The sequence below is a fragment of the Actinomyces mediterranea genome (assembly GCF_900155595.1).
Lineage (GTDB): Bacteria > Actinomycetota > Actinomycetes > Actinomycetales > Actinomycetaceae > Pauljensenia > Pauljensenia mediterranea.
This window is the reverse complement of sequence record NZ_FTPB01000004.1, coordinates 663,706-689,989: the sequence shown is the minus strand read 5'-3', so window position 1 is coordinate 689,989 and position 26,284 is coordinate 663,706. Positions and strand designations below refer to the sequence as shown.

Here is a 26,284-nt window from a genome sequence, read left to right as displayed (position 1 = left end):
GACGCGTCCGCGCCAACGGTGCCGCGACGAGGGCGAGGAGCTAGCGGACGAGCCAGTCGTTTACGAGGCGATCGCGCCACCAGCGGCCGAGTTCCAGAGCAATGGCGCCGACGATCATCGCCGCCACGAACACCAGCACAGCGGGTGGGCTGTGGCGCCCGTGAACCCAGAAGTACACATAGGGCGCTATGAAGGTCACCACTGTGACGGTGAGGCCCGCGAAGCGGATAAAGCGATTGCGCCCAGCGACCATTGCGAGGATCCCCCACGTGTACGGGATCGCGGTGATGATGTCGATGCTCCACAGCACCGCGACATTCCCTTTGAAACCGGGTACGAAGACAACGGGAAGCGCCCGCAGAGACGAGTAGATGAAGACGACGGCGTAGGCGATGAAGGTGGGATTCACGGTCAGCCGCGCTGCACGGGAGCGGACTCGGGTATCCACACGCGCGGTTCCGAGGGCGCGGATGGCGCTTCGAGTCGCCCGTAGGGTGTCGACGCCGTCCAGGACGGTGCGCAGATATGCGGCGCGGGTCGGCGAGGAGCTCCACAAGGTGATGAGGTCGATCGGATTGAGGGCGACGGGCAGGAGCCCTGTCTGCTCGGATTGAGTTCCTGCGATATGGAGGATCCCGGGGCCGATGAAGCCCGAGAGAATATGGAAGTTCTCCTCGTTGACGAGTCCGATCCACAGGGTGTGGCGTCGTTTGACCGCCTCGCGCAGACGATGCCCGAGGGCGCGGCCCCATGTGTCGGGCAGCCAAAAGTCGTCGGTCACCGCGGGCATCATGTCGTCGAGGTCGGGGATGAAAACGGTCCGCCGTGCGGAGATCTCCCCGACGCGATCCGCCCCCGATAAGCGCAGCAGCAACTGTGCATCCCACGCGTAGCCGTCCATATCGGAGAGGTCCACGATAGAGGCGGTGGTCAGCCACCTGCCGGGGCGTGCAAGCGGCGGAGGGGTCGTCGGCGCAGGGGTCGCGTGGATGCGAGTGGACTCGACGGCCTTATCGCGTCGCGCGCTGCTCGCACCCATTAGCCCTCCTCACAATCGATTCGTGGGTGACACGGTTCATAGACAACTGTGACGGATCCGAGGCCGTCTGTCACTGGGGGAGTCCCCCGATTCTCCTTCTGATCTGCGTGATCCTCGTCGCTATACTGAGGTCATGGGGACGAGGAGGATCCCCTCTGATAAGGGGATGAGCGCACTGTCCACATGGATGCGCGAGACAGAGTCGGCGCCGCGCCCAGCGGTCCTGACGGCGGTTCGCTTCACCCTGGAGGAGATCGGCGCGCTGCACCCGGGCAGATCAGTCGAGGTGAGGGTCCCTCCGGCGGGTGCAATCCAAATATTGAAGGGGACGACCCATCGTAGGGGAACGCCTCCTGCGGTGGTCGAGATGTCGATGCAGGTGTGGCTCAGCCTCGCAACGGGGCGGCTGTCGTGGGACGAGGCCGTAGCCGATGGGAGGATCCAGGCATCGGGAGAGCGCGCCGACCTCGGTCGTTACTTCCCGATCATCTAGTCGCCGCCGGGCCGGTGCGGCCGACACGATTCAGGCGCTGATCTGGGGAAGCGCGTGAGTGGCATAGACCTTCTTCGCGCTCTGAACGGCGTAGCGCTGTGCCACGGCGATGATCGCGGCGGAGGCTGCTGCGAAGATGACGAGCGACACGAGGGCGACCTCGTCATCATCTTCATGGGGGACATCGCGACCGGTGACGAGCTTCCATCCGACCTCGGCGACCTTCCCCGCGCCGAATGCTGCTGCCGCCATTGCTCCTGCACTGGCGAGTTTCCAGCCGATGCCGTCCATTGTGTCTCCTCTTCGGGATGCAATCGTTTCGTTTCACATGGAGCATACGACGCGGTGAGCGCCTTCGCAGTCGTGTACGCTGACTCGAAGTGAATACGTGCGGCCAAGGCGGTGGCGCGCTGCGCGCTCGACGGGGATGGGCGCGCCTGCGGCTTAGACTGTGAGGGTCCAGCCGTCACAAGGAGTGCCTGAATGCCCGTGTCTCGACGAATCGCCGCAGGTGTCGCCCTCATTGCGGCATCGGCTCTCTTCGCCGCCTGTTCCCCCTCCGTCTCGCCCAAGTACGACGGCTCCGATCCCTTCGCCGAGCCCATCGTCCCCCAGCACCCGTCGTCGAGCGCCGCAGACATTCCCCAATCCGGCACACTCGGTGGTCCCGAGCCTCGCACCGGCTCCGGAACGCTCACGGTCGCCACGCCTGCGGATACGACTGTGCCCGCAGAGCTCGCCGATGCTTTCCATTCCGACACGGGCTTCACCCTCGCTATTGAAACGGTGTCATCAACCGATGAGCTCGCCAGCATCCATGCGGATGTCCTCTTCGGTTTCGACGCCTCCGGCCTCGTCGAGGCATCGGGGCAGGGCGCCCTCGGCGCCGCCGTCGAGGGCATCGCCTCTGCGGAGGGGACGGGTCTCGCTTCCGTTCCGCAGGCCGTCGCCTATGGGCGTGATGACGTGTGCGTCCTCGTCGATCGGAGTTGGGCGAGCGCTACTCGCGCGAGCGTGGGCACTGGATTCCAGGCCATTCCCTCTATCGCGGGCCTCCTCGCAGTGCCCGACCCCGAGTCTTCGATGACCGGACGCACCCTCCTCCTCGGCGCTGCATCCGCAATCGGTGCGGATATCTCGCAATGGTCGCGGTCGCTCGCATCAGGGGGCGCACTCGTATCCTCCGAGGAGGGAGCCGATTCCGCATGGACCCTTTCAGCAGTGGGAAGGGATGCCGAGTCCGGCGCGCAGGCGGGGGACATGCCCTTCCTCGTCGCCCCCATGAGCACGATCGCCCGGGTGACGACGACGCCGGGCGCTGAGTCCTATGCGGAGGCCGTAGGAGGGACGTGCACGATGCGCTACCTGTACGCCGCACCCGCGTCGAGCGGCGATGGCGAGGACGGCGTGCAGTCGTTCCTCGCCTGGCTCCTCACATGGCATGGCCAGCGAACAATCGCCTCACAGGGCACCGCCTATCCGCTCGATGGCTCAGCCGCTGATGGCACCCCCGCTGGATGGTTCATGACTCCGCATGGGGATGCTGTGAGTGTCGCCGAGGAGCTCTCATCGTCTCCCGCAGATCTACTCGCGCAGTGGAGTTCCGCCGTCCGGGGCCACGGTTAATGGTGCTCCCTTGTCGACGATGACGACGCGATAGGACTCGACCTGGCCCGCGTCAATCCGCGAGCATCTCCGGGGTGACGCGGCATTCGCCGCCCAGGTCCATCGGTGAAATCGTGCCCGCTTCGCGCATATCGCGCAGGCGCGGCAACATACGATCAACGACCTGCCACGGGTCGATCGTATTGAGGTAGATGCGGGTTCCGCCCTCGAAGCCCGCCAGGGTGGAGATCCGCCACTTGAGGAGGATCCTCCACCTCATCGGCGTCTTCACCGTCGGGGGACGGTGGTACCACTCTTCATTGCAGGGCACATCGACTCCCGTAGCCGCATGAACCGCGTGGAGCAGATCCGACACGGAGCGCATCTGTTCGGCCGACGCTTCCCACGGGTTGCGCGGAGCGCGGAGCGGCCAGATCGCAACACCCGGGAAGCGGTGCCCGAACCCGGCGATGGCGACGGCGTGCTCATTCTGTGCAATGAGGAGCTTGCGGGTCGCCCCGACTTTGAGGATCTCGTTGTAAATGTCGGGCTGGGAACGCAGGCGGTTGAGTTCCGCCTCAGTTTGGACCGAATAGTCGTCAATGGCGACGAGCTGCTTGTGCAGATGGTCGAAGGATGCGCCAGCAGGTTTGAGCCAATTCTGGAAGGCGGCGACATAGCGGACGTTCGGGTCGAGGTCATAAAGGTCGTGCATGGCCCGAGCAGTGAACGCCATGTACTGGTAGTGTTCCTCGGGGGTGAGGGTGCCTGACCCCGCGAGCTGCGTCGTATCCTTCGCCCCGTCGACGTAATGCCTGCGCCCGACGATGAGGTCGTGTCCGCCGGAGAAGAAACCATTCGCTTGTTGGAGCTTCGCCGAATCCGTCATCGCCTCGAATTCGCCCTCGGAAATGCCCGAGGCGAGCATGCGCGCGCGGACCACCCTCATCACATGGTCGTAGCCCTGCGAGGAGGCGAGGTACTCCGCCATACGGCGGTGCTCCGACTCCGAGGGCATGTGGCCGTGATTGAGGTGCCAGTAGTTGTAGGAGACGATCTCGAAGAGATTCGGGATGCGGCGGAACTCGGCGGTGGTGTCGTTGAGCTTGTCAGCGGGCAGGCCAGACATCTCCTGCCACTGACCGTCCTCGTCGATGATGAGGCGGGACTTCTCCGGGGGAGTCTCGAGGTAGCGCTTCGCGCAGAATGCGCAGTGGCAGCCGTCTTGGGAGTGGTCGATCGGGCGGGGGTTGAGCTGAGGGGCGGAGAGCGGGCGATTGCCCCTGCCGGGGACCGTCCACACCTCGGTGCCGGTCAAAAGATTCTGCTGTTTCACTGTGCCATCCGCGAGGCGCACAATGGCGCGGTCAGTCCGCGAGAGCTGCTTTGCCATGCATACCACTGTACCCGCCGGGCCCCCTCGGGGGAGGTCTCCCGGCGGGTATGCGAGAGGCGAATCAGTTCTTAGGAAGCCATCCGCGAGCATGTTTGCCAAGATCGGCGAGGAGCGCTGCGGCCTCAGCGGCGCGGTCCGCCTGGACGAAGAAGTGATCGTGACGGGCGCAGGCGATCGCATTGGCGACGATGGAGCGCGCCGACAGCACCTGCGCGATCGTCGCGGTCACACCGATGGAGTCGAGGTCAGCATCGAGGCCGAGGAAGAGGTGCGCGTAGGTCTTGTCGACGGGGAGCCCGAGTGCTTCGGCCTCCGTCTTCTCCAAGACGACTGTGTACTTGTCTTCGTCACGGATGATGGCGAAGGGGTGGATGCCTGCGGGGACCTCGTCAACGAGGGCGAACACGTACTCGCCCTGGGGTTTGGGGGCGAGAGTGGCAAGCACATGGTCAAGGTTTTCTGCTTGTGACATGCGCTGAGGTTATCGCGTAAGCATGTGCTGCGGTATCAGTGTTTCCCCTGATGGATGGTCCCGGAGGTGGGGAGGCGGCCCAAAATGCAGGACATCGGCGCCTTTGCGCTCCGAGGTGAGGCGCGCGTCACATTATTGTGTCCGCGATTCGGTTACCCGATCGCTCAGATTCGACTCATGGTGTCCGGGTGTGAGCCGGTGCGCCCCGCTTCCCCCTCATTCAGTGCATCGATCCTTGACATTTCCGCCTGCGACAGAGCAAAGCCGAAGATGTCGAGATTCTCTGATTGGCGCGACGGTGTGACGGACTTGGGGAAGATGACATCCCCGCGCTGCAACGCCCACCGCAGCGCCACCTGCGCAGCGGATACCCCCATGGGATCGCCGATCGCGGCGAGAGTCGGGTCGGATGTGGCGCGGCCGCGGGCCAGCGGCGACCAAGCCTCGACCACCATGGAGTGTGCTCGTGCGAACTCGCGGATCTCATTATTCGGCAGGTAGGGGTGGGCCTCGGTCTGAAGGACGTGAGGCGCGATCTGTGCTCGGTCCAGCACCGCCTGGATGTGCGGGATCTGATAATTCGACAAGCCGATCGCCCGCGCACGCCCCTGATTGAAGAACTCTTCGAGGACGGGCCATGGCAGGGCGACATCCCCGCCGTAGAGGGTGGGCAGGGGCCAGTGGATGAGGAAGAGGTCGACGTAATCGGTGCGCAGGTCCTCAAGCGTCTGATCGAAGGAGGTCCGGGCTGGGCGTGGCTCGTGATTGCTGTTGTTGAGTTTCGAGGTGAGGAAGATCTGTTCGCGGGAGATGCCCGAGTCGGCGATCGCACGTCCGACCTCGGCCTCGTTCCCGTACATCTGAGCAGTGTCGATATGGCGGTACCCGAGGGCGAGCGCGCTGCTTACAGCCTCGTAGGCGCCATGGGAGATTTTGAAGGTCCCGAATCCGAGCCGAGGGATCGGCGCCCCTGTCGACAGGGCGAGGGTCGGGATCGGCGGCAGTGGTGCTGGCATGGTCGTCATCTCCTCGGGGGTACTGCTGAGACATCGACGAGGGCGATGCGCACTCATTTTCTCACGTGCGGCGCCCGGACGCTGGGCTCAGGCGCAATAGCGGTACCGGTAGGCGGGGTCCGTGTGACGAGGCTCTGGTTGTGGCGGTGATGAGAGGTCGATACAGTGGCGTTATCAAATCGTTATCAAATTGAGGAGGTGCGATGGTCGACGCAGAGGAATCACACCCCTCATCTGCGCCCATCCTCCATGCGCAGACGGATCCCCACCGTGTGACCCTGCTTCGCGGCCTCGTCCTCGTTGTAGTTGCACTGACCGTCTTCGTGTCCACGACTGCCCTCTACGTGTACCGCGATCTTTCCGCCCAACTCGCGTCGAATACGATCGATACGACGGGACTCGGAGCTACAGGGGCCGACAACGAGCAGCGCGCGCCGGTCGATTCCTTCGAGGGGCGGGCTCTCAACATTCTTGTCATTGGAACGGACTCGAGACAGGGGCAGGGCACCGCTTATGGGACTGAAGATGGGGTGGAGGGCATCCGAGCGGACTCCACCATGTTCATCCACGTATCCGCAGATAGGAACCGCATCCAGATCATTTCCATTCCGCGTGATCTCCTCGTCGACATCCCCGCCTGTACGCGAGCCGACGGCTCGGTGTCGGAGCCGGTAGAAAGTGGAATGTTCAACTCCTCCATGACGGTCGGAGCGAACTGGGGATACGACATCGCCTCGGGCGCAGCATGCACTGTGTCGACGGTAGAGAAGCTGTCCGGTCTCACTATCGACGCATTCGCAGTCGTCGACTTCACGGGCTTCATCGCAATGACTGACGCCCTCGGCGGCGTCTGGCTCGACATTCCCTCGGATATCTCTGATCCAGAGGCCGCTCTCAGCCTGTCGGCCGGATGTCAACAGCTCAATGGAACCCAGGCTCTCGGTTACGCCCGCGCGCGCAAAAGTCTCGGCGACGGTTCCGACATCTCCAGAATCGGACGCCAACAGGAACTCATCGGAGCGATGCTCGCAGAGATCCTCTCGAAGAACCCGATTACCGACGTTGCATCGGTCGTTTCCTTCATGAAAGCAACGCTCGCGTCCGTCTATCCATCACCGGGGCTCGCCGATCTCAATACCGATGTCGGTCTGCTCGCATCGGTAGCCGGTATCGACCGAGCGTCCATTCAGTTCGTCACTCTTCCCTTCGAGTATCCGGAATGGGCACCCGCTCGCGTCGTCGCTCTCGATGACAAGGCCGACGCCCTGTGGTCGGCGCTCGCGGCCGATCAACCGCTTCCCATCGGCATCGCTTACAAGGATGGAAATGGCGTCGAGGGCATTGTCCCCGACCCGGCTGCTCTGTCCCAGTCGTCGGATGCGCAATCATCGAACGATGAGGGTGCAGACGGTGATTCATCCGCGACGGCGCCCACAGCCGATTCGCCGCCCGCCCCTGTTGTTACGTGCCCGCCCGGCCGTTGAACGCCCGGGGCGCGGCAGCGACTGCGTTCCGTGGTGGTAGCAGCAGGCGGCGATGAGGATTCCCGAATCTGTCACCCTATAGGCGAGTCGGTGCTCGTCGGTGATCCGCCTGGACCAATAGCCTGCGAAATTGTATTTGAGGGCCTCGGCTTGCCGATTCCCTCATTAGCCGTTGCTGCCAGTGATGTCGACAATGGGAGTTTTCCCGGTGGCGGAATTGTGCAGGCGCACGCCTGGGGCCCACAATCGGACTCATGCACATCACCACCATCGCCCGCGCCGGTCATCCCTTCCCCGGATCCGCATTCGAGACGCCCCTGTACCGGATCCCCGCACTTACCGTGACAGCCCCGGGGCGCATCCTCGTCGCCTACGACGTGCGCTCCGACTGGCGCGACCTCCCCGCAGACTTCGACATCGCCCTCGTGAGCAGCGACGACGCGGGGAAGACATGGTCCGCTCCACGTGCGCTGCGCCGCCACACCCCCGGACACGGCTTCGGCGACGCCTCCTTCATCTACGACCCCTCCACGGGCAACATCCATTGCTGGTACGTCGGCTCCTCCGGCGAGTCCTACTTCTCAGCGACAGCGCAGGGAAAGGGCCTCGAACTATGGCTCGCGACCTCTACAGACGAGGGCGAGACCTGGACCCACCGCGACATGTCACACCTGAGGCCACCTCGCGTCGCAGGCATGTTCGCGGCCTCCGGCAATGGCGCTGTCCTCGCCGACGGCACACTCATCCAGCCCTTCGTTGCCCGCATCGACGAGTGCGACTACGCGATCTGCGCACTCTCCTGGGACCGCGGCGACACATGGAGTCTCGGGGAGCCCGTCGGACCCGGATGCGACGAGAACAAGGTCATCGGCCTCGCCGACGGGCGTGTCCTCATGCACGCCCGCGCAGCGGGACACCGGCGCTGCGCATGGTCATCGGACCGGGGGAGGATCTTCACTCCCGCGCGCGAGGACGAGCGACTCACAGACCCCGCCTGCAATGGGGGGCTCGCACGAGTCGGCTCCGTCCTCGTCGCCTCCATGTGCGACCATCCGAGCGAACGGACCCGCCTCGCCCTCCACGTCTCAGCCGACGAGGGCGCCACATGGTCTCCCGCGATCCTCATCGATTCCGGCGCCGCAGCGTACTCGGCGGCCTGTGCCCTCGACGAGTCGACGCTCGCCCTCGTCTGGGAGGCCGACGACTACCGGAGCATAGTCTGCGCCGTCATCGGCCTCGACGAACTCGGAGTCCTCATCGAGGACGGGGCGCCCTCATGGGACGATGCGCGGGTGCGCATCACCCCCAGAAGGGGGACCCCCGGCAGCGCCAAGCCCCCCGTCGTCAACCCCGCCTAGCTCAGGCGGCGTCGACGGGCCCCGCGAACTGGGCGTTGTACAGGCGCGCATAGGCGCCGTCGCGCTCGAGGAGGTCCTCGTGGCGCCCCATCTCCACGACATCGCCCTGCTCCATCACCAAGATGAGGTCGGCGTCGCGAATCGTTGACAGGCGGTGCGCAATGACGAAGGCCGTGCGCCCCTCGCGCAGGCGATCCATCGCCCGCTGAACGAGGACCTCGGTGCGGGTATCGACCGACGAGGTCGCCTCATCGAGGATGAGGATGTCCGGCTTGGACACGAACGCCCGCGCGATCGTGAACAACTGTCGCTCGCCCTGCGACACAGTGTCCGACGAGTCGGACACGTGGGTGTCGTAGCCCTTGGGGAGCTGACGGATGAGGCGGTGAGACGCCGTCTGCTTCGCGGCATCGACGACCTCGTCATGCGTGGCCCCCTCGGCTCCGAAGGCAATATTCTCGCCGATGGTTCCGTCGAAGAGCCACGTGTCTTGAAGAACCATCCCCATGTGGGAGCGCAGCGCATCGGTGTTGAGGTCGGCGATATCGACTCCGTCGACGCTGATCGCCCCGGAGTCGAGTTCATAGAAGCGCATGAGCAGGTTGACCAACGTGGTCTTGCCCGCCCCAGTCGGCCCGATGATGGCGACCATCTGACCGGGTTCCACCGTCAGTGACAGGTCGTTGATGATGGGCCTCCCCTCCACATAGGAGAAGCGCACATGGTCGAAGACGACGCGCCCGCGGAGGCGCTTGACGCTGGTCGATGCCGAATCCGCGGCCTCGTCAACGAGCACTCCATCCGCCGCATTCCGTCGGCGGGCCGCAGCGAGAGTGAGAGCGCCCTCATCGGCGGGCGTCTCCTCGGCGTCGAGGAACTCGAAGACCCTCTCAGCGGAGGCGACGCCCGACTGCACGGAGTTCGCCATCGAGGCGAACTGGCCGATCGGCTGCGTGAACTGGCGCGAATACTGGATGAATGCCTGAACGTCGCCCAGACTCATGGAGCCGCGCGCGACCATGAGGCCGCCGCCGACTGCGACGATGACGTAGGAGATGTTCGAGACCATGTTCATCAGCGGCATCACGAGGTTCGACACGAACTGGGCGACGAAACTCGACCGGTACAGCGCAGTATTCGATTGCGCGAAGGAGGAGTCGAACTCGGAGTCGAGTCCGTATAGGGCGAGCACCTCATGCCCAGAGATCGACTCTTCGACGAGGTCGGACACCTCGCCCGTCGACTTCCACTGCTGGCGGAACTGCGGCTGCGCCCTGCCCATGAGGATCCCTGCAATAACGGCGCCCACGGGGATCACAAGGATCGCGAGGGCGGTGAGCCCGACCGACAGCGACAGCATCATTGCGAAGATCCCGATGACGGTGAGCACCGCCTGGAACAGCTGGGACAGCGTCTGGTTCATCACCTGCGTGACATTGTCGACGTCATTCGACACGCGCGACATGAGGTCACCGCGCGAATGCGAGTCGAAATACGACAGCGGCAGGCGCTCGATCTTCGACTGCACCTGATCGCGCATGCGCCACCCGAGGTTCTGCACACCGATCCTCAACACCCACCCGCCGAAAAAGGAGATGAGCGCCGAGGCGACGTAGATGCCGACGCACCACAAGAGGACTTCGCCCAGCGCGGCGAAATCGATCCCGGCGCCGGGGGTGACGTCCATGGCGGAGAGCATGGTCGCCATTTCCGTTTGCCCCTGCGCCTCCAGGGCGGCGATGGCGGCCTCCTTCGACGGGGCGTCGGCGATCATCTTCGAGATGACGCCGTTGAAGAGCAGATCGGTCGCCTTCCCGAGGATCTTCGGTGCTGCGACGTTGAGACCGACGGATAGGGCGGCTCCGACCAGGGCTAACGACACCAGCCACCCATCGGGCCGTAATTGTGCGATGAGGCGCTTGAGGGAGCCCGTGAAGTCCTTCGACTTCTCGACGGGTGCTTGCATTCCGTGGGGCCCGTGGCCGCGCTGGGGGCGGCGGGGTTCGCGCTCGCTCATGCCGCTTCCTCCTCGCTCATCTGGGATTCGACGATTTCCCGGTACGTGGCACATGACGCCATGAGTTCGCGATGCGTCCCCCTGCCTGCGATCCGCCCCTCTTCGAGGACGAGGATGCAGTCGGCGTGCCGAATCGATGCGACCCTCTGGCCGACGATGAGGACCGCGGCGCCCCGCGTGTACCGGGGCAGGCCCAGGCGCAGCGCCGCATCGGTCGCATAGTCGAGGGCGGAGAAGGAATCATCGAAGATGTAGAGGTCGGCGGATCGGTAGAGCGCCCGGGCGATGGCGAGTCGCTGGCGCTGGCCGCCGGAGAAATTCGTCCCACCGGCTTCGACCTCGTGATCAATGCCGTCGGGGAGGGCGGACACGAATTCGGTCGCCTGAGCGCCCTCGAGCGCCCACACGACCCGCTCGCGCTGCGCATCGTCGGGCGTCGACGTGCTCGACACGGTGGAGGCGATGGTTCCGGAGAAGAGGTAGGCGCGCTGGGGGACCATGGCGATGCGGTCGCGCACCACCTTGATGGGCAGTTGCGTCAGCGGAGTGCCCGAGGCGGTGATGTTCCCGGAGGTGGGGTCCATCAGCCGGGGCAGCAGATTGACGAGAGTCGTCTTGCCCGACGCGGTCGAGCCGATGATCGCGGTGGTCGTGCCGGGGGCAAGAATCATCGACACTGAATCGAGGACTGCTTCTTGGGCGCCGGGGTAGCGCAGTGTGACGCGGTCGAGGGCGAACTCCCAGGTGCCTGCGGGTTCGTCCTGTGGCGCCTCGGGGTCGCAAATCGACCAGGGGTGATCGAGGACGGCGGCGACGCGCCCCGCTGCGACATTCGCGCGCGGCACCATGATGAAGATCATCGCGGCCATCATGACCGCTGTGGAGATCATGGCGACGTAGGAAATGTAGGCGATCATCGCGCCGATCTGCAGGTCGCCGGAGTCGATGAGGGCGCCGCCGTACCAGATGACCCCGACGGTTGCCAGGGAGATGATGACGGTGACGGCGGGGAACATGAGGGTGAACCATGTGCCGATCCTCAAAGCGACTGCGCGGAGGCGATCATTCGCGTCCGTGTAGCGTTCGCGGATGAACCCCTGTCGGATGAATGCGCGGATGACGCGGATGCCGGTGAGTTCCTCCCGCAGTGCCGTATTCATTTGGTCGATGCGCTCCTGCTGGGTGGAGAAGAGGGGGCTGAGACGGCTCATGATGAGTCCGATGACGAGGGCGAGGAGCGGGACGAGGACTACGAGGATGAGGGAAAGCTGAACGTCTTGGCGCAGCGCCATGATGACGCCGCCGATGCCCATGATGGGAGCGCCGATCATGACGGAGAAGGTCATCATTGTCGTCGTCTGGATCTGCTGGACATCGTTGGTGGACCTTGTGATGAGCGATGAGGCGCCGAAGGCGTGGAAATCCTGGGAGGCGAATCCGTGGATATGGAGGAACATTTGTTCTCGCAGGTAGGCGCCCAGGGACATTGAGAGGCGCGCACCGAGGTAGATCGCGATCGCAGTGCAGATCATGTGGACGGCGGCGACTGCGAGCATGAGCAGACCGAGTCGCCAGATGATCGCGGCATCGCCCGTGGAGACGCCCTGGTCAATGATGGCGGCGTTAAGATCGGGCAGTTCGAGAGCGGCGAGGGTGGCGGCCGTCTGGAGCACGACGACTGCGAGCATCTCCCAGATCCTCGCCTTGAGGTGGCGCCATGCGAGCGGGAAAAGCATGTATGACTTCTTTCATCACGATAATTTCAGGTCGCTGAAACCCTATTTCTTGATCTGACGCCTTGCCATGTTCAGTGTTTGTGCTGGGGGGAGAAGTCACAGCACCCGACGAGACCCCAGGTCCGGGCGGTACGGTTCGGGTATGCCGAACGCGACAGTGTCCACGATAATGACAGTCGCCGGGTCGGGACGATACGATGCTCATAGTTTTTCAGCACTCTCCCACTCAGATCGGAGCAAACGGAGAATCATGTCGGTCCGCAACGCGCTCCTCGCCCTCGTCGCTCAACACCCCGCAGGCGTCTACCGCCTCCGCCAAGTCTTCGAGGACCAGACCGGTGGAGCCTGGCCTCTCAACATCGGTCAGGTCTACCAGACGATGCAGCGCCTCGAACGTGACGGCTCCGTGGTCTCCCACTCCGAGACGAAGGCCGGACGGGACTCCGAAGTCTTCGAACTGACCGACGCCGGACGCGCCATCCTCGAGAAATGGTGGTCGACGCCGGTTCCGCGAGACGCACCGTCGCGCGATGAACTCGTGATGAAACTCGCCGTCGCCGCCGCGAACCCGGATGTCGACGTCACTATGCTCATCCAGACCCAGCGTCGCTCCACCCTGGCGTGTCTGCGCGACGTTACCCGCGTCAAGGCCGGCGCCTCCGACGACGAGCTCGCGTGGAAACTCATCCTCGAGCGTCACATCTTCGACCTCGAGTCGGAACTCAACTGGCTCGACCACATCGAGTCGGGAGCGATCTCCGAGGCCGCCAGGCGCGCCGCATTCGCCCGTGCGAAGAACGGCGATGCCACCATCGAGTCCCAGCGGATGGCAGCCGACGCAGTGCGATGATCAGCGTCCCCTATCCGGTGAGGATGGTCGGCGTGAGTCACGAGCACTCCGCCGGCGAAACCCGGGTCCACGCCCTCTCGCTCATCGACCTCGAGGTGAATCCAGGGGAACTCCTGGCTATTATGGGCCCTTCCGGGTCAGGAAAATCAACGCTGCTATCCATCGCGGGCGGGCTGGAGAAGCCCGACCACGGCGCCGTCCTCATCAACGGGGTCGATATCGCGTCGCTATCGTCGGCCGACCGGGCCGCGGTGAGGCGCAGGAACATCGGATACGTCTTCCAAGACTTCAATCTGCTGACGACGCTGTCAGCCGTTGAGAATGTTGAAATGCCGCTCCACCTCGACGGGATATCGCCGAAGAGGGCCCGCATAGCGGCACTCGCGGCACTCGGGGACGTCGGCGCACTCAATATTGCCCACCGCTTCCCCTCCGCCCTATCGGGGGGCCAGCAACAGCGGGTCGCCATTGCGCGCGCCCTCGTGGGCGATCGGTCGATCATCCTTGCAGACGAGCCGACGGGCGCCCTCGACTCCCATTCGGGTGAACAGGTCATGCTCGCACTGCGCACGCACATCGACAAAGGCGCCGCCGGGATACTCGTCACCCATGAGGCCCGGTTCGCCGCATGGGCGGACCGCACCATCTTCCTGCGAGACGGGCGCATCGTCGACCGTTCGTGCGAGGACCGGCCTGAGGATCTCCTGGCGTGGGTGCGATAGGATCTCCGAAAAGGGCGAACAGGCTACTCAGGTGGCAACGCCGGTGGATCGTCGCATGGCGCCTCGCTTTGAGGACGGTCAGACACGATCCCCGCAGGACCGTCGCAGCGGTCTCCCTCATCTCCATCCCCGTCGTCCTCGCAATCGTCGGAGCCAATGCGTGGGTCATCATGACATCGGCGAGATACCCGGCTGCGGAATGGCTGGGAGCCGATTGCGATATCGTCGGCGTCGTCTCCAGGGTCGCTCGATCCTCCATCACCCAGGACGCTCTCGGTTCTTCCGTCACCATCGTCGGAAACGAGGAGCTCGACGCCGACGCCGCGAATAACGCTCTCAACGAATGGGTGCCGAAGGGAGACTCCCTCATCAGGGTCGACGTCCTCACAGCGGCGCGCCTGTCGCGCACCGACTTCTCGGCGTCGACCCTGGTCTCCGAGACGATCCAGACGGCCCGACTCGACGTCCCCCCCATCGACATATCCGACCCCCCGCCACTCCTCGACCGGCGGCACATTCTCATCAGCGCCGACCTTGCGCAGGAGTTGAGTGCGGCGGCGGGGGACTCCCTCATCGTCGACGTCTCCTCGGGGCACCCGCTCGTTTTGCAATCGGTGCACGTCACAGTCGATCGCGTGATCGACGGCGAGCGGCGCATAATCCTCGGCGCGGACACCATCACCCTGTCCTCCTTCGCCCCCTCCATCGACTCGGCGACCTCGTGGTACGTCCGCGGCGCGGCACCCATCACCTGGGAGGACATCGAGAGGATCAATGCCTATGGCTTCCTCGTCATTTCACGCGATGTCATCATCAACTCCCCTCCCACTGCGAATACGGGCATCGCTTATCAGCAGGAGTGGCAGGTCCTCGTCCTCATCGTCGCAGTGCTCCTCGTATTCGTCGAACTGCTCCTTCTCGTCACACCGATCTTCGCAGTTGCGCAGAACGCCGCATCGCGCACGGCCGCGATCCTCTTGTCGATTGGAGGGGATCGTGGCGATCAGCGGCGTCTCCTGCTCGCCCACGGACTCCACATCGGCCTCATGTCATCGGCCGTGACCATCGTCCTCACCCTCATGGCGAATGCGATCATCTCATCCACGTGGGGGTGGGGGATCTCGAGGATCCCCTGGCCGAGCACCATCTCCGCCCTCGTCGTTCCTTTCATCCTGTCGATCATCGCCTCGATCAAACCGGCGCGCGATCTCGCCTCAGTCGATGCCGTCGCCGTCATCGCTGGACGAGTGCGCACCCCGTCGGGGATGGTGCGCCGCATCGTCTTCTACCCAATCGCCCTCGTCGCCTCTCTGGCGCTGCTGTTCATCGCGGCCGAGCACGGATCCATCGCACTGCTCCTCATCGGCATTGCACTGCTGGAGATGGGCATCATCGGGTCGATCCCCTATCTCATCACGATCAGATGGAGTGCGATCGCCGCTGCGCCGATCGGGATCCGCTTGGCGGCCCGCGACGCCGTCCGCAACGGCCACAGGACCCTCCCCGCGATGGCGTCGCTTCTCACCACGGCATTCATCGCATGCACGCTGCTCATCACACTGACGTCGACCAACACCGCGGTGTGGAACTCCACCCCCCACCTGGGGCCGAGGGGTTCGGTATTCATCGGCGATGCGGATGCCTCAGCCTCTCCCTCCCAGGCCGCGCTCACACAGGAGCTGGCGGTCAAGGAGATCGGCGCGAAGGCGACCATCGTCAGCGACGCCCCTGTGAGGGGCGCGGCTGTGCGGTCGGAACGATACGGTCCCGACACGGCAGTCGAGGCTCTCTTCACCGACGGGACGAGATTCTCCGCACCCCGTGAAGCGGATGCGATCGAGGAGCTCGACCTCGTCTACATCGTTGATGACGGCACCTATCTGTCCGCCTCCGGCCTCGTCAGGGATGACGAACTCGAGCGCGTCACGGCGGTGCTCCAAGAGGGGGGCGCGATCATCCCGGCATCATCGGCCCAGGCGGGGATCGAATCGGTGACGCTGCGATCATTGGATATGACGAATACTGTGAGCGCCCGAGCCGAGGGCAAGTCGAAGATCCCGCCGCCCGTCGTCGTCTCCTCGATCAACGTTCCCGTGGAGCTGGCATCCCTCACTGTCATCGTCTTGTCCCCTCAAGCCGCCGACCGCCTCGATCTTCCGGTGCGCACCCTCGGACACCTCCTCATCCTCGATCGCCCCGTCACCGTCTTGGGCTCGCAGAGCTTCGCAACCGCTATCGCCCAGCAGGCACCGGGCACATCGATCACCGTGATCCAACCGGATCTCGCGTCGTCGGCGCTGCCGCACGGTGCGGCATTCATTTCCTTATTCGCCGCACTGGGGACTGTGGCACTCGTCGTGGTCCTCGCCGGAGGCGATATGCGTTCAGACTTCGACGTCCTGGAGGCCATCGGCGCCTCGTCGAAGCTGCGCATGCGGATCCCCTTGCTCGAGGGCGTGGGGCTCGCCCTCGTGTGCGTGCCCATTGCAGTGGTCTCGGGACTGGCGGCGGGCGTCCTCATCGTCGTCACCCTCGACCGTTCGGGAATCCTGGGCGACCTCGTCCTCACTCCGGTGATCCCGTGGACGGAAGTCATCGTGTCGGCGGTTGCGACCCCGGTGATCGCCGCTATCGCCGCGGTGGCGGCGCGCCCCAAGGGCTTCTCCAGAATCCGGCGTATCGACTAGGACTCATCCGACAGGGCGCGCACCGCCGCCTCGTAGTGCTCGTGCGAGTCGCGACCCCGCAGCCGATCGAGTTCGCGCCGCTCCTTCTTCGACGGGCGCCCACTCCCGCGCTTCCGCATGGCGACGGGGATCGACAGGCGCGGCCGGGGAGGGGTGAGATCCTCGTAGCAGGTGCGCGCCTGCGGTGCACCGACTCTTTTCACGAGGAGCCCGGTCACCCGCAGAATCCGATCGAAGCCCTCGATCCTCAGGCGCACCTCATCGTCGATACGGATCTTCTGCGCCGCCTTCGCCGTCTCCCCATTCACCTTGACGTGTCCCGCGCGTGCCGCACTGGTCGCCTGCGAACGCGACTTGACCTGGCGGGTCGCCCACAGCCACGTATCCACCCGGACGGTGTTCCCCGGTGCGAGGGCGCCGGACGGGATCGGGGGAGGGGCCTCCTCGGGGGGCGTTGACGAAGACTCGGTGAAAGACGTCATGACGGTGATGCTACGACGCCACGGCACCGGGCACGGCATAATCGCACTGTGACGAGACGAGAGGACTTAGCCGAAGAGAACCGCGCCGCCGTGGACGCGGGCCCCACTCGGCGCATCATCACCCTCGTCCATTCCATGCGCCTCCTCGACATCTTCCTCGTCTCCGTGCTGGCGGTGGCACTCGGCCTCGCCATCGCGGACGTGCATCGGATCTGGATGCTGCCCGAGCGCCTCCCCATCGCCCTGCCGCACTCCGTTGAGTCCCTGCCGGATAGTCAGCCGGAGACGTGGCTGATCCTGGGGACCGACTCGGCAGACCCCTCCCAGTCCCGCGCTCACGCCGAAGTGGCGCTGCTCCTCCAAACGGGCGGGGAGAGGGCCTCCATCATCTCGATCCCCCACGACCTGGAACTGACTAACGCGTCGCAGGGGCAGACGCTCGCCTCCATCCTGGAGCGGGGGCCGCAGAACACGGTCAATGTCCTCTGCGAGTCCCTGTCGGTGCGCACCGACCATCTCATCGTCATCACGATGGACCAATTCTCCTCCCTCATCGACGTACTCGGGGGGATCACCCTCGACATCCCGACTCCGATGCGGGATACCCGCTTCGGGCTTCACCTGCCCACGGCTGGGCGCGTGCGGGTCGACGGGGCGACGGCACTCGCCCTCGTCCGTGCGGGACATTTGGAGTACTACCGCGACGGCAGATGGGCTCCCGTCGGCGACCGCGCCGAGGAGCGGGCCGAGTGGGCGGCACAGGTGATGAGAGCCGTTGGCGTCCGCTTCGAGCGGCAGACCCGTTCCTTCGTGAGGGGCAGGAGCCTCGCCGACTCCATTGCGCGCGCCATCAGCGTCGACGACTCGACGACCCTCCTCGACACGGTGCGGACGGCAAGGTCCGTGTCAGCGGCGGTACGCCGCGGCGGCCTCGATGTTCACCTCGTCGAGGAGGACAGAGGACCCGGCGGAGGGGGCGCCGAGAGCGTCCTCGAAGGAGTCGGATACAGCCCGGGGACCTGCCGGACGGCAGCCGGGTAGATACGGGCCTCCCTCGGACGCGGCCGACCGCGGGAGGAGACTAGAGGCGGGCCGCTAGGCTCGAGCGCGCGCCCGCAACTGGGACAGAGTCGTCTGCCTGCGCTTCGCCACGGCCGCGATGGACGCGATGACGGCGGCGAGTGCCCACACGAGCAGCACTCCGACGGCGGCGCCGACCGACCCGCAGCCGGAGCCGACCATAAGCGTCCGCAACGCGTCCTCGACTACGGGCAGTGGGAGTGCGGACCGTATGGAGGCGAAGAACCCGGACTGTGCGGCTGCGGGGAGGATACCCGCGAGGGTTACTGCCTGGCCGACCAGGAGGACGACGGAGACGAGAACGCCCATGCGCTGGCCGAATACCGCGATAAGGGCCTGATGAACCGCCGTGAGCGCCGCCGCACAGGCGACCATGAGCGCCAGCGAGCCCCACAGGCCGCTCATGCTCACCCCCGCGAGGAGGAGTGCCATCGCGAGGAGGATCGCCGCAACGGCGGAGACAATGAGATTCGGCCACAGCGTGGACCAGGCGAGCGCGGCGGGAGTGGCCGCGGAGTCGACGCGGCGCGAGTGCAGCGCCCCGAAGGCGAGGGTTCCGACCATGGCGGAGAGCCACAGGGCGAGGACTATGCCCGTCGGCGCCCACACCGTCGCCGTCGATGTCGCCCGCGCGGCGGCGGACACGCCGATCGGGGAGGCGAGGGCGGTCGCGGATGCCGATGCCTCGTCTTGGGTGTAGGTCGGGATCTTGTCGCCCGCATCGGAGAGCCCGTCCGCGAGGGTGCGCGATCCACTCATCAGTTCCGTCATCCCCGACGACAGGGTGTGCGCCCCATCATCGAGGGTGATCGAACCATCGGCGAGGGTCTGCGCGCCGTCTGCGAGAGCGGAGGCCCCCGAGGTGAGCCCCGGCATGGAGGAGTCGATGGTGGAGGCGCCCGATGCGAGGGTCGATGCTCCGCTTGCCAGCGCCTGAGCACCCTCGTCGGTGCGGGCCGCCCCATCGGCGAGGGAGTTCGCACCGCTCGCCGTCTGAACTGCTCCGCTCGCGGCCTGCGAGGCTCCTGCGGAGAGCTGCTCGGCGGCTGTGACCAGGGCGGAGGCGCCGTCGGCGGCGCGGGTTGTGCCGGCGACGAATCGGGGGGTTTGCGATGCCAGTGCCTGTGCGCCCGCGCTGGCGGTCGACGCTCCGGTGGCAAGTCGCTGTGCTCCCGCGGCGAGGTTGCGCGCGCTGTCGGTCAGTTGCTGTGCCTCGTCTCCGACGAGGCCGGACTCCATGCCGGTGACGATCCTATTGACGCCATTGGACAGGGCGGCTGCTCCGCTCGCGGAGTCGGATACTGCGGACTGCAGTGTCGACAGCTGTGCCGCGAGGGCGCTCGTTTGTTCCGTCGCGGATGTGGCTCCCGCGTCGAGTTGCGTGGCGAGGTCGGATGCGCCGCTCGCTACCGCCTGGGACACGTTGATCGCCTGCGCGCACATCGCGGCATCGCCCGCGCCGCAGGCCTGAATGAGTGGCGCGAGGGAGGAGGCGGTGCCGGACAGGGAGGAGGCCCCCTGCGATGCATTCGTCAGCGAGCCGGGAAGGGCGGCGAGCGCGGAGGCGTCGATCGCGGACACCTGCGTGTTGAGCAGCTCCAGTCCGTCGGCGAGGCTCCCCGCCCCCTGTTGGAGGCTGGGGGTGGTGCCGTCGGGCGACTGCGTGAGCCCCGCGTACACTCGCACCGCGCCGGCGGTGTAGGCGCTCACACCGTCCGAGAGTGCCGAGGCCCCCTGCGACAGGGAGTTGGCGCCCGATGACAGTTCCGTGACGCCCTGAGACAGGGCGGATGTGGAGGTGTTGAGGAGAGGAGTCGTGGAAGCGAGCTGTGAGATGCCGCCTGCGAGTGCGGAGGCGCCACTGCTCAGTTGAGCGGAGCCGGACGACAATGAAGACACCCCATCGGAGAGGGTGCGCGAGCCCCCTGCCAGGGCTGCGGCTCCGGATGACACCTGGGATGTGCCGGAGGACAGCGAGGAGGCGCCATCGGACAGGTTGGAGGCGCCACTCGAGAGTCGGGAGACGCCATCTGCGAGGCTGTCCGCCCCCTCATTGAGGGCGGATGCTCCGGAGGCGAGCTCGCCGCTGCCCGATGCGAGCGTCGAGGTTCCCTCGGCGAGGCTCACCGCTCCGGATGCGGCGCTCGCCTGCCCGTCGGCGACCCTCTTCGCCCCGTTTGCGGCTTGCGCGAAGGAATCGGCGATTGTGCCGGTCGCTTCGAGGGACTGGGTCAGGTAGGACACGGTGAGGGTCGTCCCGAATTGATCCGCCGCCGCGTCGACGAGGGCGGAGGCGACTCTGGCGGACTGGGAGGATGCCGAATCGGCGTACTGGACCGACAACTCCGGGACCGCCGCCGAGCGTTCGGTCAAAACGCGCACGAGGCTCGCCGAGAAGTTGTCGGGGATCGTGACGACAGCGTCGTAGGCGCCGCCTGCAAGGCCCTCGGCGGCGGTCACAGCGGTGACGACGTCCCAGTCGAGGCCGTCCTCGTCCTCGCCCCGATCTTCGGTGAGTGCGGCGATGATCTGGCGCCCGCCGGGGATCTGCGTGCCGTCAGCGGTCGTCGCGATCTCATCATTGTTGACGATCGCGGCGCGCACCAGTGAGGAGTTCGCCTCCGCGTGCGATACCGATTGCAGTGTCGTCAGCCCCAACAATGCGGGGAGTATCACGATGAGTGTGAGGAGTATCCAATGTCGTTTCATTACTCGCCCTCCTTCGGGGCAGCGGCGGGGAAGGCCCCGCCTGTGGGAGCCGACGGGGTGCGGCTTGGATTCGATGCGCCGTCAGCGTGCAGCGTCGCGGAGGAGTCGACAACCATGTCGGAGGGGATGGGCATGCCCATCGGCCCGGTGACGAGGACCGTCCGGCCCTCGCCGAGGAGTTCGCGCACCCGTTGCCACCTGCGGCCCCCGGGGTCGTCGATGATGACGATGAGAGCGTGGGCGGGAACTGGATCGTCCCAGGCGCGCATCGTCATCGTGGAGCGCTGAACGAGGGCGGAGCCGTCGGGCAGGGGGTGATCCCCGATGACGACGATTCCGCGGGTCGGGCGCAGCCTGGCGCCGACTACGGCGGCGAGGGCGGCCCTGGCGACCGCGTCGTCACTGCGGACGACGCCGAGCCCGCCCGCGGGCAGGACGAGTGACAGTCCCGTGAATGCGACATCGCGGTCCTCACGGACGCGTACATTCTCCAATCGGATCATGGACTGGCCGTGAACGGCTGCCCAATCCTGGTGTTCGAGGGAACGTGCCAGGCCCTCGCCCTCGACATCGACGACGGGCAGGAGGCGGTCGAGCCATGCGGGGATCCACCAGGCGGAGCGTCCGAGCATCGCCATGAGCGCGGGGATGAGCGTCATGCGCACGAGGAATGCGTCGGCTGCGATGCCGACGGTGAGTGCCACTGCAATCGGCTTAATGTAGACATTCCCATGGGGGATGAATGCGGCGAACACGCCGGTCATGATGATGGCGGCTGCTGTGACCACCGTCGAGGATCCGATGAATCCGCGCCGGATTGAACGCTTCGCATCGTGGGAGTGGATCCACTCCTCGCGCATGCGGGACACGAGGAACACCTCGTAGTCCATGGCCAGTCCGAAGAGGACGCCCATGACGATGACGGGCAGGAAGGAGATGACGACTCCGACTTTGGTGACCCCCAGCACATCGGCGAAGTATCCCCATCCGAAGATGAGGCCGACTGCGCCGAAACCGGCGCCCAGGCTCAACAGATAGCCCAGCGTCGCCGTCAGGGGCACGGCGATGGAGCGGAAGACGATCATGAGCAGGATGATCGACAGGCCCACGACGACGATCCCGAAGGGTATGAGCGCGGCGTTGAGCTGGCTCGCGATGTCGATGGCGACGGCGGTCTGGCCGGTCACCATGACCTCGCGGATTCCGAGGTCGGACTCGAGTCCTCCCGCATGGTCGCGGATCTCTTTGACGAGGGCGGTCGTCGCCGGATCGGTCTGTCCTTTGTCGGGCAGGATCTGCACGAAGGCGATCGTTGCGTCCTGATTCGGCGTGGCGAGGGCGACGCGGTCCACGCCGTCGAAGTCATCGAGGGCGTCGGCGAGGTCGTTGGTGACCCCGATGGGATCGGTGGTTTGGGAGATGTCGGCGATGACGACGATGGGGGAGTTGTAGCCGGGGCCGTACGCCTCGCTGATCGCGTCGTAGGTGTCGCGCAGTTGCGTGCCCTTCGCCTCGTAGCCGTTGTCGGTCAAGCCGAGGCGCATGCCCGTCGCGGGGATGGCGGCGAGACCGAGGAGGACGATGACGATGAGGACCGTGAGGGCCGGAATCCGGGTGACGAGGTCGATCCAGATGGCGGCGACCGTACGGCGTCCCGCGGCGTCGGAGGAGCGGGTCTGAGCGGGGCGGGTCTTCGGTGTCGCCCTCGTTCCGAGCAGTCCGAGCAGGGAGGGGACTGCGGTCAGTGCGACGAGGACGGCGATGGCGACGACGGCGGCCGAGGAGACTCCCATGGTCGTGAGGAAGGGGATGCCTGCGACGCCGAGGCCACACAGGGCGACGATGACCGTTCCGCCTGCGAAGACGACGGCGGACCCCGCTGTGGCGTTCGCGCGTGCGGCGGCCTCGACGGGTTCGATGCCCTTGCGCAGGTACTCGCGGGCGCGCGAGATGATGAACAGCGCGTAGTCGATCCCGACGGCCAGGCCGATCATGACGGCGAGGACGGGGGTCACCGAGTTGATCGGCGTGTAGGTCGCTGCGACGAGCAGCGCCAGCATCCCCGTTCCCACGCCGATGAATGCGGACAGGATCGGGGCGCCCGCTGTGAGCAGGGAACCGAAGGTCGCAATGAGGACGATCGCGGCGATGAGGACGCCGATGAGTTCCGTCGCGGACAGTCCGATGTCAACACTTTGACCGATGGTTCCGCCTAGTTGGATGGTGAGTGCGGAGTCTGTGGATTCGGTGGCCGTCACGAGGGCGTCGAGAGCGGTCTTGACGCTTTCGGCTTGTTCAGTGTCGCCGGTGGCTATTGAGCCGACGGAGGTGTCCGCCTGTACTTGGACGAGGGCGTGCGCCCCGTCTTCGGACACGGTGTTGGTTGCTTCAGCGAATGGGTCGGAGACCATGGCGATGCCGTCGATCTGCTCGGCGTCGGCGACGAAGCCGTCGATCGTGTCGCGGTGGGCGGTGATGTCGCCGTCTGCTGCGGTGAAGAGGATCTGCTCGGAGGTGCCGGCGGCTTGGGGGAGGCGCTCGGCGAGCATGGTGAGGCCGTCCATGGATTCGGCCTGGGAGATCTTGAAAGAGCCCGTGAGATTCATTCCGAGGCTCGCGACGGCGATGGCGAGGATGGTGAGGAGCGCCGCCCAGGAGGCGAGGACTCGTCCGGCGTGTCGGGCGCACCAGCGTCCGAGTCGGTACAGAAGGGAGGACACGGGAGGCCCTTTCATTCGAAACCCGCTTTCGATACAAAACTGTACTCGATGCATTTATGTATTGAAAGTGGGGGTAGAGTGAGAACACAGACACCACATTGAGAGGACCTCAATGCCCGCCTCCCCCCGTGCACTGCGCAAACGCTCGAATACACGTGCGCGCCTCATCGATGCCGCGACCGAGGTATTCATCGCCAAGGGCATCAGTGGCGCCAGAATCGACGACATCGTCTCGCGGGCGGGATTCACCAGGGGTGCGTTCTACTCCAACTACTCTTCAATCGACGACATCCTGCGTGACGTGCTCATCGAGCGCTCCAATCGCACCGTTGATGATCTGCAAGAAGCCTTCGTGCACCTCGATGGGACGCCGACCATCGACTCGATCATGACGGTCCTCGACACCGTCAGATCCAATCAGCAGTCGACGTATATCCTCGCCATGGAGTACAACCTCTACCGGATGCGCCATTCGCTCGCGGGCGAGGACCTCGCGGAGTTCCCGCTAGCCCAGCGCGAGCACATTGAGCGCGCCGTCACCTCGATCATTTCGGATGTGCTGGCCCGCATGGGCAGGCGGGCGCTCTTCCCCACCGGAACGATCGCGCGCATGCTCACGATCTTCTATCTCGACTCGCTCAGCCCCGACTACTTCGGAGTCGACACCGACGACTCCGATCTGCTGCGGCAAGTCATTGAAGCCATCATCGTCGCCTTCTCCACACCCAGAGCGGTTCAGCATCGGGAACAGGTGGTGAGTAGTTCCACCCGAGCAGGAGCGTGGGAGAAGGGCGCGCGTGACTAGTGTGGGAGTCATGGCATCCCTGCTTGAGACGAACCACCTTCTCGCCCTCTTCCTCGTCGTGGGAGCGGGCGCCGTGCTCGGCGCCATTCGATTCGGACCGCTGCGCTTCGGAGCCGCCGGAGCGCTCTTCGTCGGCCTTGCAGTGTCCGCGTGGAACCCGAACATCGGCGAGGGGATGCAGATCGTCCAGCAGATCGGCCTCGCATTCTTCGTCTACACCGTCGGAATCTCCGCGGGAGCCATATTCTTTGCAGACCTGCGCAAACAGACGGCTCTCCTCGGCTCCTGCGCGGCGGTCGCCCTTCTCGGCGCGGTGGTCGCCCTCGTCGGGGGACGCCTGCTCGATCTGCCCAGGGGACTCACCCTCGGACTGTTCACCGGATCCCTCACTGCGGCGCCCGCCCTCGACGCAGCCACCCGCGTCACCGGCGATCCACAGGCGGCAGTCGGCTACGCCTTCGGCTACCCGATCGGAGTGATCGTCGGCATCATCGTCGTCACCATGACGGTCACCCGCCACTGGATCGGCCACCGGGACACGCCGTCCCTGGCAGGATCCAGCCTTGAGACGGTGACAGTGAGAGTCGAGGAGCACATCAATACCCGAGCGATCGCCGCGTGGCGAGACCAGAGGGTCCGCATGTCGTATCTGCGACGCGACGGCCGCACCCGCGTCGTCGTCCCGGGGGAGGACCTTTATGCGGGCGATCTCGTCCTCGTCGTCGGGGACCCCGCGAATATTGAAGAGGCCGCAGCCCAGGTCGGCACCCCCGTCGATCGGCATCTCGAAGACGACCGCAGCGACGTCGCCTTCGAAAGGATCGTCGTGTCCAACCCGGATATTGCCGGGCGATCCATCGCCGACCTCACTGTGACGACCCGTTTCGGCGCGGTCATTACGCGCGTGAGGCGCGGAGACCTCGACCTGCTCGCCCGCGACGATCTCGACCTCCAACTCGGCGACCACGTCGCAGTCGTCGTTCCCACCGCTGAGCTCGACGCCATTCAGACGTGGCTCGGGGATTCGCAGAAACGCATCTCGGAAGTGGATGCGATGGCGTTCGGCATCGGCATGGTCCTCGGTTTGCTCCTCGGCGCGGTCCCTTTCCCCATGCCGGGCGGCGCCGCCTTCCAACTGGGATCGGCCGCAGGCCCTCTCATCGTCGGAATGCTGCTCGGGGCGCTTCGACGAACGGGGCCGATGGTGTGGACCCTGCCGACATCGGCGAACCTCACGATCCGTCAGATCGGGCTCATGCTCTTCCTCGCCGGGCTCGGCCTGGGCGCAGGTCCCGAATTGGCATCCCTGCTCGCCTCCGACATGGGATGGAGGGCCGCACTGCTCGCCTTCGTCATCGTCATCATCTGCTGCGTTGCCCAAGCACTCGCCGGGAGATTCGCGGGTCTGTCGGCAGCGCGCAGCGCGGGCGGAGTCGCCGGGTTCCTCGGTCAGCCCGCAGTTCTGCAGGCCGCCGACGCCCGCGTCGCCGATGAGCGGATCGAAGCGGCCTATGCGACTCTCTTCGCCTTTTCCATCGTTATCAAGATCTTCCTGGTCCCCCTCATCTGGAGCCTGTGAGCCGGGTGCCTTCCCGCACCCGCACAAACGCACA

General features: G+C 65.5%; 21 protein-coding genes. 10 read left to right on the top strand and 11 right to left on the bottom strand.

Annotation, left to right across the window (positions count from 1 at the left end; all coding sequences use genetic code 11):
* Positions 1–40: 40 nt before the first annotated feature.
* Positions 41–1,039, bottom strand: a complete 999-nt coding sequence (locus tag BQ7471_RS07110) for a hypothetical protein (protein WP_235821256.1) — start codon at positions 1,037–1,039, stop codon at positions 41–43.
* 133 nt (positions 1,040–1,172) lie between these two features.
* On the opposite strand from BQ7471_RS07110, the gene BQ7471_RS07105 reads away from it, so the two are divergent.
* Positions 1,173–1,532: a sterol carrier family protein gene (locus BQ7471_RS07105; RefSeq protein ID WP_076465215.1), complete on the top strand. Its 360-nt coding sequence runs from the start codon at positions 1,173–1,175 to the stop codon at positions 1,530–1,532.
* Positions 1,533–1,562: 30 nt separating this feature from the next.
* On the opposite strand, the gene BQ7471_RS07100 is transcribed toward BQ7471_RS07105, so the two are convergent.
* Positions 1,563–1,823: a DUF4235 domain-containing protein gene (locus tag BQ7471_RS07100; protein WP_076465213.1), complete on the bottom strand. Its 261-nt coding sequence runs from the start codon at positions 1,821–1,823 to the stop codon at positions 1,563–1,565.
* 192 nt (positions 1,824–2,015) lie between these two features.
* Here BQ7471_RS07100 and BQ7471_RS07095 point away from each other — a divergent pair, with 192 nt between their 5' ends.
* Complete coding sequence (locus BQ7471_RS07095) at positions 2,016–3,158, top strand: type 2 periplasmic-binding domain-containing protein (RefSeq protein ID WP_076465212.1); 1,143 nt, start codon at positions 2,016–2,018, stop codon at positions 3,156–3,158.
* Between the two features lie 52 nt (positions 3,159–3,210).
* Here BQ7471_RS07095 and BQ7471_RS07090 read toward each other — a convergent pair whose 3' ends face one another.
* From BQ7471_RS07090 to BQ7471_RS07080, 3 genes are all read right to left on the bottom strand, one after another.
* Entirely contained in the window at positions 3,211–4,530 is a 1,320-nt protein-coding gene (locus tag BQ7471_RS07090; protein ID WP_076465210.1) for a DUF4921 family protein, read from the bottom strand.
* Positions 4,531–4,594: 64 nt separating this feature from the next.
* Positions 4,595–5,005 (bottom strand): ACT domain-containing protein, encoded by a 411-nt coding sequence (locus tag BQ7471_RS07085; protein ID WP_076465208.1) that lies wholly within the window; start codon positions 5,003–5,005, stop codon positions 4,595–4,597.
* Positions 5,006–5,169: 164 nt separating this feature from the next.
* The gene (locus BQ7471_RS07080; RefSeq protein ID WP_083663397.1) at positions 5,170–6,021 is read right to left on the bottom strand and encodes an aldo/keto reductase; all 852 of its coding nucleotides are present in this window, start codon (positions 6,019–6,021) and stop codon (positions 5,170–5,172) included.
* A 203-nt stretch (positions 6,022–6,224) separates the two neighbouring features.
* Here BQ7471_RS07080 and BQ7471_RS07075 point away from each other — a divergent pair, with 203 nt between their 5' ends.
* The gene (locus BQ7471_RS07075; protein WP_076465205.1) at positions 6,225–7,505 is read left to right on the top strand and encodes an LCP family protein; all 1,281 of its coding nucleotides are present in this window, start codon (positions 6,225–6,227) and stop codon (positions 7,503–7,505) included.
* Here the strand turns inward: BQ7471_RS07075 and BQ7471_RS11900 are convergent.
* Positions 7,437–7,610, bottom strand: a complete 174-nt coding sequence (locus BQ7471_RS11900) for a hypothetical protein (RefSeq protein WP_407922693.1) — start codon at positions 7,608–7,610, stop codon at positions 7,437–7,439. The two genes, BQ7471_RS07075 and BQ7471_RS11900, sit on opposite strands and share 69 nt — an antisense overlap.
* A gap of 149 nt (positions 7,611–7,759) precedes the next feature.
* Here BQ7471_RS11900 and BQ7471_RS07065 point away from each other — a divergent pair, with 149 nt between their 5' ends.
* Complete coding sequence (locus tag BQ7471_RS07065) at positions 7,760–8,863, top strand: sialidase family protein (RefSeq protein WP_076465204.1); 1,104 nt, start codon at positions 7,760–7,762, stop codon at positions 8,861–8,863.
* Position 8,864: 1 nt separating this feature from the next.
* On the opposite strand, the gene BQ7471_RS07060 is transcribed toward BQ7471_RS07065, so the two are convergent.
* Together BQ7471_RS07060 and BQ7471_RS07055 are read right to left on the bottom strand one after the other, a co-directional pair.
* Positions 8,865–10,880: an ABC transporter ATP-binding protein gene (locus BQ7471_RS07060; RefSeq protein ID WP_076465202.1), complete on the bottom strand. Its 2,016-nt coding sequence runs from the start codon at positions 10,878–10,880 to the stop codon at positions 8,865–8,867.
* Positions 10,877–12,616 (bottom strand): ABC transporter ATP-binding protein, encoded by a 1,740-nt coding sequence (locus tag BQ7471_RS07055; protein WP_076465201.1) that lies wholly within the window; start codon positions 12,614–12,616, stop codon positions 10,877–10,879. Before BQ7471_RS07055 ends, BQ7471_RS07060 begins: the two co-directional genes overlap by 4 nt.
* Before the next feature lie 250 nt (positions 12,617–12,866).
* On the opposite strand from BQ7471_RS07055, the gene BQ7471_RS07050 reads away from it, so the two are divergent.
* The 3 genes from BQ7471_RS07050 to BQ7471_RS07040 all read left to right on the top strand — a co-directional run bounded on the left by BQ7471_RS07050 (position 12,867) and on the right by BQ7471_RS07040 (position 16,875).
* The gene (locus BQ7471_RS07050; protein WP_076465199.1) at positions 12,867–13,466 is read left to right on the top strand and encodes a PadR family transcriptional regulator; all 600 of its coding nucleotides are present in this window, start codon (positions 12,867–12,869) and stop codon (positions 13,464–13,466) included.
* 23 nt (positions 13,467–13,489) lie between these two features.
* Complete coding sequence (locus BQ7471_RS07045; protein ID WP_083663302.1) at positions 13,490–14,188, top strand: ABC transporter ATP-binding protein; 699 nt, start codon at positions 13,490–13,492, stop codon at positions 14,186–14,188.
* 68 nt (positions 14,189–14,256) lie between these two features.
* A complete protein-coding gene (locus BQ7471_RS07040; protein ID WP_129583377.1) occupies positions 14,257–16,875 on the top strand; it encodes an ABC transporter permease family protein in 2,619 nt (872 codons plus the stop codon).
* Here the strand turns inward: BQ7471_RS07040 and BQ7471_RS07035 are convergent.
* The gene (locus tag BQ7471_RS07035) at positions 16,872–17,357 is read right to left on the bottom strand and encodes an RNA-binding S4 domain-containing protein (protein ID WP_076465195.1); all 486 of its coding nucleotides are present in this window, start codon (positions 17,355–17,357) and stop codon (positions 16,872–16,874) included. The genes BQ7471_RS07040 and BQ7471_RS07035 overlap by 4 nt on opposite strands.
* A 48-nt stretch (positions 17,358–17,405) precedes the next feature.
* Between BQ7471_RS07035 and BQ7471_RS07030 the strand changes: the two genes are divergently transcribed.
* Positions 17,406–18,398 carry an LCP family protein gene (locus BQ7471_RS07030; RefSeq protein ID WP_129583376.1) on the top strand — a complete coding sequence of 331 codons (993 nt, stop codon included), beginning with the start codon at positions 17,406–17,408 and terminating at the stop codon, positions 18,396–18,398.
* Between the two features lie 54 nt (positions 18,399–18,452).
* Here BQ7471_RS07030 and BQ7471_RS07025 read toward each other — a convergent pair whose 3' ends face one another.
* Together BQ7471_RS07025 and BQ7471_RS07020 are read right to left on the bottom strand one after the other, a co-directional pair.
* Complete coding sequence (locus tag BQ7471_RS07025) at positions 18,453–21,146, bottom strand: hypothetical protein (protein ID WP_076465192.1); 2,694 nt, start codon at positions 21,144–21,146, stop codon at positions 18,453–18,455.
* Positions 21,146–23,866 (bottom strand): MMPL family transporter, encoded by a 2,721-nt coding sequence (locus BQ7471_RS07020; protein WP_083663300.1) that lies wholly within the window; start codon positions 23,864–23,866, stop codon positions 21,146–21,148. The genes BQ7471_RS07025 and BQ7471_RS07020 overlap by 1 nt, the downstream gene beginning before the upstream one ends.
* A 112-nt stretch (positions 23,867–23,978) precedes the next feature.
* Here BQ7471_RS07020 and BQ7471_RS07015 point away from each other — a divergent pair, with 112 nt between their 5' ends.
* Together BQ7471_RS07015 and BQ7471_RS07010 are read left to right on the top strand one after the other, a co-directional pair.
* Positions 23,979–24,671, top strand: coding sequence for a TetR/AcrR family transcriptional regulator (locus BQ7471_RS07015; RefSeq protein WP_076465189.1), 693 nt, complete (start codon positions 23,979–23,981; stop codon positions 24,669–24,671).
* Between the two features lie 10 nt (positions 24,672–24,681).
* Complete coding sequence (locus tag BQ7471_RS07010; RefSeq protein ID WP_076466249.1) at positions 24,682–26,250, top strand: aspartate:alanine exchanger family transporter; 1,569 nt, start codon at positions 24,682–24,684, stop codon at positions 26,248–26,250.
* The last annotated feature ends 34 nt before the right edge of the window (positions 26,251–26,284 follow it).